The following is a 12,143-nucleotide window of genomic DNA, read 5'->3' as shown; positions in this document are numbered from 1 at the left end:
AATCCCTGAACTTTTCGGTAAGTACGTCGCGCCGCCATTCGGCCGATATACTTGGCTGAAAGAATCATATCGACAACAAGAAAATTCTGACGCCTTGCCCGGCATTTGTCTGGCAAGTAATACAACCTTCGAGAGAGCGACCTGACCATGCAACAACGTCAACTTGGCCGTTCCGGCCTGACCGTCCCGCCGCTGGCGTTCGGCGGCAATGTCTTCGGCTGGACCGTCGGCGAAGCGGAGGCCTTTTCCCTGCTGGACGCCATGGTCGACGCCGGCTTGAATTTCATCGACACCGCCGACGTCTATTCCCGCTGGGCACCCGGCAACCGGGGCGGGGAATCCGAGGTCATCATCGGCAAGTGGCTGGCCAAGTCGGGCAAGCGGGACAAAGTGATCATCGCCACCAAGGTGGGCATGGAAATGGGCCCCAAGGCGAAGGGCCTGTCGCCGGCGTATATCGCGCGCGCCGTGGAAGACTCGCTGGCGCGGCTGCAGACGGACTATATCGATCTCTACCAATCGCATCGCGACGATCCCGATACGCCGCTGACGGACACCCTGGCGGCCTACGGCAAGCTGCGCGACCAGGGCAAGATACGCGCCATCGGCGCTTCCAACTACACCGCGGTGCGGCTGTCGGAAGCCCTGTTGTTCAGCGAACGCAACGGCCTGCCGCGCTATGAGTCCATCCAGCCCGAATACAACCTGTACTCGCGCGAGCCCTATGAAAGCGCGCTGCAGGCGGTGGTGACGGCGCAGGGGCTGGGCACGATCAACTACTACGCGCTGGCCAGCGGTTTCCTGTCCGGCAAGTACCGCACGGCGGCCGATGCCGGCAAGAGCGTGCGCGGCAAGAAGATCGTCGAGACGTATCTGAACGATCGCGGCATCCGCATCCTGGACGCGCTGGACAAGGCGGCGGAGGCGACCGGCGCCACGCCTGCGCAGGTGGCGCTGGCCTGGACCATCGCGCAGCCCGGCATCGCAGCGCCGATCGCCAGCGCGACGTCGCTGGCGCAGCTGGACGACCTGGTCAAGGCCGCCTACCTGACGCTGCCGCCGGAGATCCTGCGCAGCCTGGACGAGGCCAGCGCGTGGCGTTGAAGGGCTGAAGGGCTGATCGGCGCGATCTACTCCAGCGTGACGCCGGAGTCCTTCACCACCTTGCCCCAGCGCGCCACTTCGGCATCGACGAATTTGCCGAAGGCCGGCCCCGTCAGGTCCGGTGTCGCCGATCCGTTGGATGCCCACTGCTCCTTCAGCTTGGGCGTATTCAGGGCGATGGTGACCTCGCGGATCATGCGGTCGACGGCCGGACGGGGCGTACCCGCCGGCGCCCATAGCGCGTACCAGGTGGACACCTCGTAATTCATGACGCCGGACTCGGCCGCGGTGGGAATATCGGGAAAGAACGGCGAACGCTGCGCCGCCGCCACCGCCAGCGGCTTGATGCTGCCCGCGCGGATGTGCCCCGACGACGATCCCAGTCCGTCGAAGGCCATTTCCACTTGCCCCCCGATCAGCGCCGACAGCATCGGCCCGGCGCCCTGGTAAGGCACGTCGACCAGCTTGATGCCGGTCTGCATCGCGAACAGCTCGCCCGCCAGGTGGTGGGTACTGCCCTTGCCGGCGGTGCCGTAGTTGATCTGGCCCGGCCGCTCCTTGGCGTAGGCGATGAACGCCTGCAGGGTCTTGACGGGCAGCTTGGACGCATTGATCACGACCACCTGGGGCGGCTGCGCCAGCAGGGCCACGGGAATGAAGTCCTTCTGGATGTCGTAGCTCAACTGCTTGTACAGCGCCGGCGCCACCGCGTGGTGCGCCCCGCCCATGAAGAAGGTATAGCCGTCGGGACGCGCCTTGGCCGCGACGGCGGCGCCCACGGTGCCGCCCGCGCCGCCCTTGTTGTCGATGACGACCGTCTGGCCCAGCTGCGCGCGCAGCTGTTCGGCCAGGGGACGGGCGAAAGTATCGGTGCCGCCGCCCGCGGGAAACGGGACGATGATGGTGACGGGACGTTCGGGCCAATCGGCCGATGCCGGGTTTGCCAGGGTGAGCGCGAGCAAAGCGGCGCCCAGCGCCGCGAACCTGGTACGGTAAGCCATGTTGTTCTCCTCCGGGGTGCTGCGTAGGATGGGTTAGCGCCCATCGATCGATGCGGCGCGCCATGTGGTGCGCCGATGTTTATGAATCCTTACGCGCGTCGCTACGGGTGTCGTGGTGGGGTAGGGGTGTGTCCTCCAGGCTGGTCTGTCGATGATCGGGCCGCGGCTTGCGTGGCTTACGTGATTACGCGGCTTACGTGATTTGCGCGGATTACAACTGGCCGAACGTATCGCGCAGGACGTTCTTCTGCACCTTCCCCATGGTGTTGCGCGGCAGCTGTTCCGTCACGTGCACGCGCTTGGGCACCTTGAAGTTGGCGATACGTCCTTTGAGCTCGTTCTGGATCGCCGCGGGGTCCAGCGCCGCGCCGGCGCGCGGCACGACGATGGCGACCACGGCTTCCCCGAAATCGGGATGCGGCACGCCGATGACGGCCGATTCCTCCACCCCGGGCATGTCGTCGATGACCGACTCGATTTCCTTGGGATAGACGTTATAGCCGCCCGAAATGATCAGGTCCTTGCTGCGGCCGACGATGCTCAGATAGTCGACGGGGATGGGATGGCCGTTCGCCTCGCCACCCCAGCGGCCGACGTCGCCGGTCTTGAACCAGCCTTCCTCGGCGAACTCCTCGCGGGTTTTTTCCGGCATGCGCCAATAGCCGGAAAACACGTTCGGGCCGCGCACCTGCACATTGCCGATCTCGCCGGGGGGCAGTTTCCTGCCGTTGTCGTCCACCACACGGACCTCCACGCCGGGCAGCGCCTTGCCGACCGTGCCGCCAATGCGCGCGCCTTCCACCGCGTCGTAGGGGTTGGATGTCAGCATGACGGTTTCGCTCATGCCATAGCGTTCCAGGATGGTATGGCCGGTGCGTTCCTGGAAGGCGCCGAAGGTCTCCGTCAGCAGCGGCGCCGAACCGGAGATGAACAGGCGCATGCGCGCGCACACCGCGCGGTCGAAGCGCGGATCCGCCAGCAGCCGCACGTAATACGTGGGCACGCCCATCATGACGGTGCTTTCGGGCAGATAGCGCAGCGCCTGGTCCAGGTCCAGCTTGGGCAGCCAGATCATGCGGGCACCCGCCAGCAGCGCGCCGTGCGATGCCACGAACAGGCCATGCACGTGGAAGATGGGCAGCATGTGCAGCAGCACATCGTCGGCGCGCCAGCCCCAATAGCTGTTCAAGGTCCGTGCATTGGAGGCCAGGTTGCCATGCGACAGCATGGCGCCCTTGCTGCGGCCCGTGGTGCCCGACGTGTACAGAATGGCGGCCAGGTCATCCGCCTGCCGCGTCACGGTCTTGAAGGTCTGGGGCAGCTTGCCGGCCGCGTCCAGCAGCGTGCCGGTGCGATCGTCGTCCAGCGTGTACACGTGCGCGACGCCGCACTTGTCCGCCAGCCGCTGTATCCAGGGCAGGTTGGCCGAGGCGCAGACCACGACGGACGGCTCGGCATTGCCGAGAAAGTAATCGATCTCGGATTCGCGGTACGCGGTGTTCAAGGGCAGATAGACCAGGCCGGCGCGCAGGGTGGCCAGGTAAAGCAGCAGCGCTTCCGGCGACTTCTCGACCTGTACCGCCACCCTGGCGTCCTTGGGCAGGTGCAAGGACTTCAACAGGTTGGCCAGGCAGGCGCTGGCCCTGTCGATGTCGTCCCAGGTGTAGCGCAGGCTCGGCGTCTCGATCGCGACCTTGCTGCGATCCTGCGGAAAACCCGTTTCGAGTACCGCGTACAGATTGGCGTTGCTCACTCTTTTCAGTCTCCAGTGAATATCGGTGCTTCGCCGGCCAGGAAGGCGCGCACGCCCTCCCGGTGGTCGCGGCTTTCGGCGTAGGAAAAAAATCGTTCGTATTCTTCGTCGCTGAGCGCGTCGTCGCGCGCCAGGCGCGTCGCCATGCCTTTGTTCAGGCGGGCCGCCAGCGGCGCGCCCGCCTGGATGCGGTCCACGCAACGCCGCACCTCGCCGTCCAGATCGGCATCGGCGACGACGCGGGTCAGCAGGCCCTTGGCGCAGGCTTCCGGCGCGTCCAGGATGCGCCCTTCCAGCAGCAATTCCATCGTGACGGCGCGTCCCGCGAGTTGCAGCAATCCGCGCATCTCGTCCGGCGCCATCGGAAACCCCAGGCGATTGATGGGGGCGCCCAGGCGCGCGGTGCGCGCGCCGATGCGCAGATCGCACAGGCAGGCGATTTCCAGCCCCCCGCCCACGCAGACGCCATCGATGCGGGCGACGACGGGATGGGGGCAGGCGGCGATCGCCGCCAGCGCGGGGGCGAGTATGTCGCGGTGATAGCGCATCACGGCGGCCTGGTCGCCGCGCTCGCGTGGGAATTCGCGGATATCCGCGCCCGCGGCGAAATGCCCGCCATCGCCTTGCACGACGACGCAGCGCAGCGTGGGATCGGCGGAAAGCTCGCCGAACAGGCGCGCCAGCTCGGCCCACATCGCGACGGTAATGGCGTTCATGCGCCCGGGATGGGACAGGCAGACGCGGGCCACCGCGCCTTCGCGGCGGCACAACACCCTCCCCGCGGCCGGTCGCGCGGCGGATGATGATTCGAGCGGCGGTTCGACGATCGCCATGTCCCCTTGCCCCCTGTCCCCCGGGCCGTTTATGCCAAAAGGCGTTTTTACCCCATGCGCGTGATGGAACGGCTGACGGCCGGCTTGCCGGCGTTCAGCCGGCTCAGGTTGCCGTCGAGCTCGTCCAGCTCATACAGGTAGTTGACCATCAAGGCGGCCGATTGCGCCAGGCCCTTGGGCGAACGGTCGGCGCCCCAGTTGATGCGTTCGATGCGGGCGCCGTTGCCCAGGTGGAAACGGGCCACCGGATCCAGCGGGGCGCCGTTCTTCACGGATTGCAGGTAGGCGGCGGCCAGCTTCATCCCCGCGCGCCGCACGACCTCGTTGGCGCCGCGCGCCGTGGCGGCCTTGCGCAGGCGCGCCAGCCAGCGGGCGCCGTCGGGCACGCCGCGGCGCGCGCGTTCGCGGCTTTTATCGCGCACGATTTCTTCCACCTCGTCCGCGTTGAGCTTGCCCAGCCAATCGGCGAAACCGGGTATCGGCGACAAGGTGGCGAAGGATTTCAGCTTGGGCAGTTCCTCCAGCAGCTGGTCGATCACCCGCTTGAGCAGGAAGTTGCCGAAGCTGATGCCGCGCAGGCCGGGCTGGGTATTCGAGATGGAATAGAAGATCGCCCAGCGCGCCTTGTCCAGGTTCTGCGGCGGCTGCGTCGTGTCCAGCAGCGTCTGCACGTCGTCGGCCATCTGCGGCGCGAAGGCGACTTCCACGAAAATCAGCGGCACGTCGCGCATCTGCGGATGGAAGAAGGCATAGCAGCGGCGGTCTTCCGCGACGCGATGCTTCAGGTCGTCCCAGGACTGGATTTCGTGCACGGCTTCGTACACGATCAGCTTTTCCAGCAGGGACGCGGGAGAATCCCAGGTCAGCCGCCGCAGCTCCAGCAGGCCGACGTCGAACCAGGCGGACAGCAGGCCTTCCAGCGCCTTGTCCAGCGCCTGCAGCCCCGCCACCTGCTTGCGCCAGCGCAACATGTCGGCGCGCAGATCGACCAGGAAACGCAGGCCGTCGGGCTGGTTGTTGAACCGCCGGAACAGGCGGCCGGCGGCGTCGTCGGGCTGTTCCTGCGCCGCGCCGGCGGTCGCCAGCAGGCCCAGCATGGCCCGGCGCAACTTGCCGTCGGCGGCGGTATAGGCCTGGCACCAGGCATGGGCCAGCCGGTTCGCCGCGACGTCCGTCAGGCGCGCGCCGAACAGGGGCCGCAGCGCCGCCGGGTCGCGGAAAGGATCCCGCTCCCACAGCTTGCCCAGGCGCGCCATCAGTCCGGCTTCGGCGGATGGCTTGCCGGGCTCCGCGTCGGCGGCAGGCGGCGCGACGGTGACTTCGCGATGCGCCACGGTTTTAGCCAGCGAGCGCGCCGCGCGCGCGGGAACGAGCGGTTCGGGAACGGTCATGAACGGGCTCCTTGACGGTGGGGGCGGCAGCCGCGCCGGGCGCCGCCTTGTCGGATGGGGATTGCGCGGGGGCATCGGCCACGCCCTGCTCCAGGGCGTGCAGGGCGTCGAGCTGACGCAGCAGGTGTTTTCGCGCCACGGCTTCCGCGCGTTCCGGATCGTGGTCGCGGATGGCCGCCAGGATGGCCATGTGCTCGGCACAGGACTCGTCCATGCGGCCGGGCAGCGTCAGGCTCTTATGGCGCGACAGGCTCAGCACCTTGCGCAGATTGCCGATGGTGTCGGACAGCCAGCGATTGTCGGCCAGGGCCTGGATGGCCTCGTGGATGACGTAGTTGGCTTCGTAATAGGCGTCGATGCGTCCGGCCGCGGCGTGGTCGCGAAGCGTGTCATGCAGCGCGGACAGGCGGCGCACGTCCTCCGGGCCGGCCTTGCGCGCGGCTTCGTGGGCGCAACGGCCTTCCAGCATCGCCATCAGGGGAAAGATGTCGTCCAGGTCGCGCATGGACAGCTCGTTGACGAAACAGCCCCGGCGCGGCTCGAGGCGCACCAGGCCTTCGCTGGCCAGCAGCTTGAGCGCCTCGCGCAGGGGCGTGCGCGAGATGCCCAACTGGGCCGCGACCCGCAGTTCGTCCACCCATTCGCCCGCCCCCAGGGCGCGCGAACGGATCATTTCACGCAGGCGTTCCGCGGCTTCCAGGTACATGGCCTGGCGGACGATGGGCTGCGGCGTTCCTAGAGCGGTATCGAAATCCATGGCGATATCCGGGCCCGGGTGAAGGACGGCGCGAGGCGGCCGCACCTCACATAATTCATAATTATGGCTGGCTTATTCTTGCATCGGCCGGGCGGGGCCGCAAGGCATTCTTTTGGCGGAACGCGCCCGTTCAGTAGACGAGCCGGCCCTCGCGCGCCTGTCCCGCCAGCGCGCGCGCCCAGCGGCGCGCCGGCAGCCCATAGGCGGATTCGACCACCGCGGCGCGGTCCAGCAGCGCTTCGACGGGGATGTCGATGGGCGGCCCGGAAAAAGCCAGCACGATACGATTCCCCGCATCGATCTCCGGCAGCAGCGCCAGCCTGCCATCGAAGGCCGCGTACAGGTTTTCGATGTTGCGCGGGAAGCTTTCGTGCTCGCCGAACAGGTTGACCGCCAGCACGCCGGTGTCGCCCAGCACGCGCCGGCAGTCGCGGTAGAAGCGCACGGAATCGCGCACCGGCCCGCGCGCATGCGCGTCGTACAGGTCTACCATCAGGATCGGACAGCGGCCGGCGTGTTCGGGCTCGGCCACCCAAGCGCCGGCGTCGGCTTCTTCCACTGTCAGGCGCGGCGGCCCGGGCAGGCGGAAGAAGGCATGGCAGATCGCCGTCACGCGAGGATTCCACTCCACCGCCACCACGCTGCCGCGGGTCCGCTTCACGCAGAAGCGCGCCAGCGATCCGGCGCCCAGGCCCAGGAGCCCGATGGCGCCGTCCTTCGGCGGCTCCATGAACAGCAGCCAGGCCATCATCTGCGCGGTGTATTCCAGCACCAGTTCGGCCGGATCCGCGATGCGCATCGCCCCCTGGATCCAGGGACTGTCGAAATGCAGATAGCGGACGCCGTCCGACTCGGAAAGCGTGGGGATATCCTGGGCGGACGGCGCGGGACGTGGCGGCATGGGTTCCTTCAGATACGCTCGAAAATCGCGGCGATGCCCTGCCCGCCGCCGATGCACATGGTGACCAGCGCATAGCGGCCCCGCACGCGCTGCAGTTCGTACAGGGCCTTGACGGTGATGATGGCCCCGGTCGCGCCGATGGGATGCCCCAGCGCGATACCGCTGCCGTTGGGGTTCACCTTGGCGGGATCCAGGCCCAGTTGGCGCGTCACCGCGCAGGCCTGCGCGGCGAAGGCTTCGTTCGATTCGATGACGTCCAGTTGGTCGACCGTCAGGCCGGCGCGCTTCAGCGCGGCCTGCGACGCCGGCACGGGCCCGATGCCCATGTAGGCGGGGTCCACGCCCGCATGGCCGTACGCCACCAGCCGGGCCAGCGGCTGCACGCCACGCTTGTCGGCGACGTCCGCGCTCATCAGGACCACGGCCGCGGCGCCATCGTTGATGCCGCTGGCATTGCCGGCGGTGACGGTGCCGTTTTCCTTCTGGAACACCGGCTTGAGCTTGCCCATGGTATCGACGGCGACGTCGCGCCGCACGTGTTCGTCGACCTCGAAGGTCACATCGCCCTTGCGGGTCTTGATGACTACCGGAACGATCTGTTCCTTGAAGTAGCCGGCGTCGATGGCGGCGGCGGCGCGGCGGTGCGACTCGACCGCCAGGGCATCCTGGTCGGCGCGGCTGATCTCGTATCTGGCGGCGACGTTTTCGGCCGTGACGCCCATGTGGATGCGCTGGAAGGGATCCGTCAGCGCGCCCACCATCATGTCGAGCATCGTGGCGTCGCCCATGCGCGAGCCCCAGCGCTGCGCAGGCGAAATATACGGACCTCGGCTCATGTTCTCCGCGCCCCCGCCGACGGCGATCTCGGTATCGCCCAGCATCACCGACTGCGCGGCGGACACAATGGCCTGCAGGCCGGAACCGCACAGGCGGTTGACGTTGAAGGCAGGCGTTTCCTTGCCGATGCCCGCATTCAGCGCGGCCACGCGCGACAGGTACATATCGCGCGGTTCGGTATTGATGACGTGACCCACGGCGACGTGGCCGACTTCCGCGCCATCGACACCCGCTCGCGCCAGCGCCTCGCGGATCGCCGTGCTGGCCAGGTCGATGGGCGGCACATCCTTGAGCGCGCCGCCGAAGGTGCCCACCGCGGTACGCGCGCCGGCGGCAATGATGACTTCTTTCATGATGGCTCTCCTGTAAACGCTGGTCTCCGGCAAGGCCGCATGCGCAGCCATGGTGCCCGGACTTCGAGGCTCTAACGTCCCGCCGCCTTGGCGCTGACGCCGTTGGCCATGCCCATATCGGTATTCGGTATATCGTCCATCAGCACGCGCACGTCGTCGCCCGACACGCCCAGCGATTCGCACGCGGCGCGGTTCAAGGCCTGGTACAGCGCGCTCTTCTGGTCTTCGGTGCGGCCGTTGATCAGGTGCACGTGATACACCACCGACTGTTTGCCGACCTGGCCGCCGACGATGATGTGCTCCGGCGCGATCTCATGCAGCATGATACGCACGCTGCGCAGCGGCGCGCCCAGGCTGTCGACGACCGCCTGCGTGGCCGATTCCAGCAGCGCTGATTTCCGGTCGGCCGACCAGCCGGACAGGATATGGACATGGAGTACGGGCATGGGATTCCGCGATGTCGATGTGGAAGTAAAACGCCGCCCGTGGGCGGCGTTCCGCGATGGCGCGAGCCGCGAGGGGCGTCGCGACGGACGCACCTCGCTATGGTAATACGGTTGCGCGCGGCGGCTAGCGCGACGCCTTCAGGCCGGCGTACCCGCGTACATATAATCGCGGCGCCAGGGATAGGCCAGATCGGCCGGATGATCGAGCTCATCGGCACGACCTGTAGCCAGCCTTTGTCCCAATACCTGGTGCAGGGCGATCCAGCCATGTTCGAACGCCATGGCGCAGCCCGCCAGGTACAGGCGATAGGCGCGCAGCGACTTCGCGCCCTGTTCGCCGGACAGGATACGGCTGGCGGCGTCCAGTTGCGCTTCCAGGCTGTCGCTCCACGCCCACAGCGTGCGCGCATAATGCGGACGCAGGTTCTCGACGTCCGTCGCTTCCAGCCCGCCTTCGGCCATCGCCGCCAGCACATTGCTGATGTGGGTCAGCTCGCCGCCGGGGAAAATGTATTTTTCGATGAAGTCGCCCATGCCGCTGCCCAACTGGGCGTTATGGACGCCGCCGGCCGTGATGCCGTGATTCATGATCAGGCCGCCGGGCCGCACCAGGCGGCGCAGCTTGGCGAAGTAATCGGGCAGCTGGGCGCGGCCGACGTGCTCGAACATGCCCACCGACGAGACCTTGTCGTAAGGCTTGCTCTCGTCGAGCTTGCGGTAATCCAGCAGCTCCATGCGGACGCGGCCCTGCAGGCCTTTTTCCTGGATCAACCGGTTCACATGCGCATGCTGGTTGCGCGACAGGGTAATGCCGGTGGCGTCGACACCGTAGTTTTCCGCCGCCCACAGCAGCAGGCCGCCCCAACCGGCGCCCACGTCCAGGTAACGCTCGCCCGGGGCCAATCGCAGCTTGCGGCAGATATGGTCCAGCTTGGCTTCCTGCGCCTGCGCCAGCGTCATGTCGGGCGTGCGGTAGTAGGCGCAGGAGTAGACGCGGCGCGGGTCCTGCCACAGCGCATAGAAGTCGTCGGAAAGGTCGTAATGGAATTCGATCTGCTTGGCGTCGCGCTCGATGGAATGGCGCTGCACCGACACCATGCGGCGCATCAGGCCCTGCAGCCAGGTCGTGCGTTCGGCCTGCACCGGCGAATTCGGCAGCAGTTCGGCGGCCGCACGCATCACGTCATGCATATTGCCCTGTATGTCCACCAGGCCTTCCACGTAGTCCTGGGCCAGGACGCCGACTTCGCCCGCCGCCAGGTGCGCCAGCGCGACCTTGCTGCGCGCGACGAACTTGACCTTGGGGTTCGACGCACCGACTTTGGTGCCGTCCGGCATTTCCAGTTGAACCGGGATCGAAACGGATTCCAGTTTGCGACCCACCGCAGACAACACAGGATTCACGACAGTCAACCTCGCAAGAAATAACCTGCGGACTTTATCGGAATTTGTTTCCGATTTGAACCGCAACCCCACATGTTACATTTTCGGGACGAATAGCCCTTCCACGCCTCCGCCATTCAGGCAAACGTCAATCGATGTCCCCTTCACTGCCCACGCGCGGCTTGCCCGGATGGTTGCTCCTGATGGGCGCGCTGACCGCCATCGGACCGTTCTCCATCGATCTCTACCTGCCCGCTTTTCCCGCCATCGCGCAGGGACTGAATGTCGGCCAGGGCGACGTGGAACGCACCATGGCGGCCTACCTGGTCGGCCTGTCGGCGGCGCAGATTTTCTATGGGCCGCTGGCGGACCGGTATGGAAGAAAGCCGCCGCTGCTCGTGGGCCTTTCGCTGTACATCATCGGCTCGTTGGGGTGCGCGCTGGCCGTCGACATCGAAAGCCTGACGGCGTGGCGCGCGGTGCAGGCGCTGGGCGGCGCGGCCGGCGTCGTGATCCCACGCGCGGTGATCCGCGACCATTACGACACCCAGGAGGCGGCGCGCGCGCTGTCGCTGCTGATGCTGATCATGGGCCTGGCGCCGATCCTCGCGCCGCTGGTGGGCGGGCAGTTGCTGCTGCTGACAGGCTGGCGCGGCATCTTCGGCCTGATGCTGGCCGCGGGCGTCGCGCTGATGGCCGCCATGCTGTTCAAGATGAAGGAGTCGCTGCCGCCCGAACGCGTGGTGCCGCTGCACTGGCGCACCATCGCGCGCAACTACGGCGAACTGCTGCGACATCGCAAGTTCATGGCGCACAGCCTGGCGGGTGGGTTGGGACAGGCCGGCATGTTCGCGTACATCATCGGCTCGCCGCGCGTCTTCATCGAACTGTACGGTGTCGATCCGCAGCACTACGGCCTGCTGTTCGGCTTGAACGCCATCGGCCTGATCGGCGGATCGCAAATCAGCGCGCGCCTGCTGCGGCGGCTGACGCCCCAGACCCTGCAGCGCCGTGCCCTGGTGACGCTGGCCGTGGCCAGCCTGGCCGGCGCGGGGCTGACGCTGGCCGGCTGGATGACGCTGCCGCTGCTGATGGTCTGCCTGATCGGCTACATGACCAGCCAGGGCTTCGTGAATCCGAATTCCGCGGCGCTGGCGCTGGCCGAGCAGGGCAAGCGGCTGGGCGCGGCATCGGCGCTGCTGGGTACCCTGCAGCTTTCCTGCGGCGCCCTGGCCGGCCTGTGCGTGAGCCTGTGGCAGGACGACACGCCCCTGCCGCTGACCGGCGTCCTGGCCGCATGCGCCTGCCTGTCCTGGCTGGCCGGACGTGTCGCCCGCACGGGGCCGGCGCTCGCCACGCCGTCCGACAAGGGGGCTTGATGCTC

11 protein-coding genes are annotated in these 12,143 nt (G+C 67.3%); 2 read left to right on the top strand and 9 right to left on the bottom strand.

What is annotated here, in order from left to right; translation table 11 throughout:
- Positions 1 to 147: 147 nt before the first annotated feature.
- Positions 148 to 1,104 carry an aldo/keto reductase gene (locus CAL26_RS08375; protein WP_094846444.1) on the top strand — a complete coding sequence of 319 codons (957 nt, stop codon included), beginning with the start codon at positions 148 to 150 and terminating at the stop codon, positions 1,102 to 1,104.
- 26 nt (positions 1,105 to 1,130) lie between these two features.
- Here CAL26_RS08375 and CAL26_RS08370 read toward each other — a convergent pair whose 3' ends face one another.
- The 9 genes from CAL26_RS08370 to CAL26_RS08330 form a co-directional block, all read right to left on the bottom strand.
- A complete protein-coding gene (locus CAL26_RS08370; protein ID WP_094846443.1) occupies positions 1,131 to 2,105 on the bottom strand; it encodes a Bug family tripartite tricarboxylate transporter substrate binding protein in 975 nt (324 codons plus the stop codon).
- Between the two features lie 211 nt (positions 2,106 to 2,316).
- Positions 2,317 to 3,858, bottom strand: coding sequence for a malonate--CoA ligase (locus CAL26_RS08365; RefSeq protein ID WP_094846442.1), 1,542 nt, complete (start codon positions 3,856 to 3,858; stop codon positions 2,317 to 2,319).
- Between the two features lie 5 nt (positions 3,859 to 3,863).
- On the bottom strand, positions 3,864 to 4,691 hold the full coding sequence (locus CAL26_RS08360; RefSeq protein WP_094846441.1) for an enoyl-CoA hydratase/isomerase family protein: 828 nt from the start codon (positions 4,689 to 4,691) through the stop codon (positions 3,864 to 3,866).
- A gap of 47 nt (positions 4,692 to 4,738) precedes the next feature.
- A complete protein-coding gene (locus CAL26_RS08355; RefSeq protein WP_179283294.1) occupies positions 4,739 to 6,082 on the bottom strand; it encodes a malonyl-CoA decarboxylase domain-containing protein in 1,344 nt (447 codons plus the stop codon).
- Positions 6,030 to 6,839, bottom strand: coding sequence for a GntR family transcriptional regulator (locus CAL26_RS08350; protein WP_256988206.1), 810 nt, complete (start codon positions 6,837 to 6,839; stop codon positions 6,030 to 6,032). The genes CAL26_RS08355 and CAL26_RS08350 overlap by 53 nt, the downstream gene beginning before the upstream one ends.
- 130 nt (positions 6,840 to 6,969) lie before the next feature.
- Positions 6,970 to 7,740 carry a spermidine synthase gene (locus CAL26_RS08345; protein WP_094846440.1) on the bottom strand — a complete coding sequence of 257 codons (771 nt, stop codon included), beginning with the start codon at positions 7,738 to 7,740 and terminating at the stop codon, positions 6,970 to 6,972.
- Positions 7,741 to 7,748: 8 nt separating this feature from the next.
- A complete protein-coding gene (gene bktB / locus CAL26_RS08340; RefSeq protein WP_094846439.1) occupies positions 7,749 to 8,930 on the bottom strand; it encodes a beta-ketothiolase BktB in 1,182 nt (393 codons plus the stop codon).
- Positions 8,931 to 9,001: 71 nt separating this feature from the next.
- On the bottom strand, positions 9,002 to 9,376 hold the full coding sequence (locus CAL26_RS08335) for a tautomerase family protein (RefSeq protein WP_094846438.1): 375 nt from the start codon (positions 9,374 to 9,376) through the stop codon (positions 9,002 to 9,004).
- A gap of 138 nt (positions 9,377 to 9,514) precedes the next feature.
- Positions 9,515 to 10,780 (bottom strand): class I SAM-dependent methyltransferase, encoded by a 1,266-nt coding sequence (locus CAL26_RS08330; protein WP_094846437.1) that lies wholly within the window; start codon positions 10,778 to 10,780, stop codon positions 9,515 to 9,517.
- 134 nt (positions 10,781 to 10,914) lie between these two features.
- Here CAL26_RS08330 and CAL26_RS08325 point away from each other — a divergent pair, with 134 nt between their 5' ends.
- Entirely contained in the window at positions 10,915 to 12,138 is a 1,224-nt protein-coding gene (locus CAL26_RS08325) for a Bcr/CflA family multidrug efflux MFS transporter (protein WP_444876508.1), read from the top strand.
- Positions 12,139 to 12,143 lie beyond the last annotated feature (5 nt).

The organism is Bordetella genomosp. 9 (assembly GCF_002261425.1).
In the GTDB taxonomy this organism is placed as follows: domain Bacteria; phylum Pseudomonadota; class Gammaproteobacteria; order Burkholderiales; family Burkholderiaceae_B; genus Bordetella_C.
This window is presented reverse-complemented; position numbering and strand designations above follow the sequence as displayed.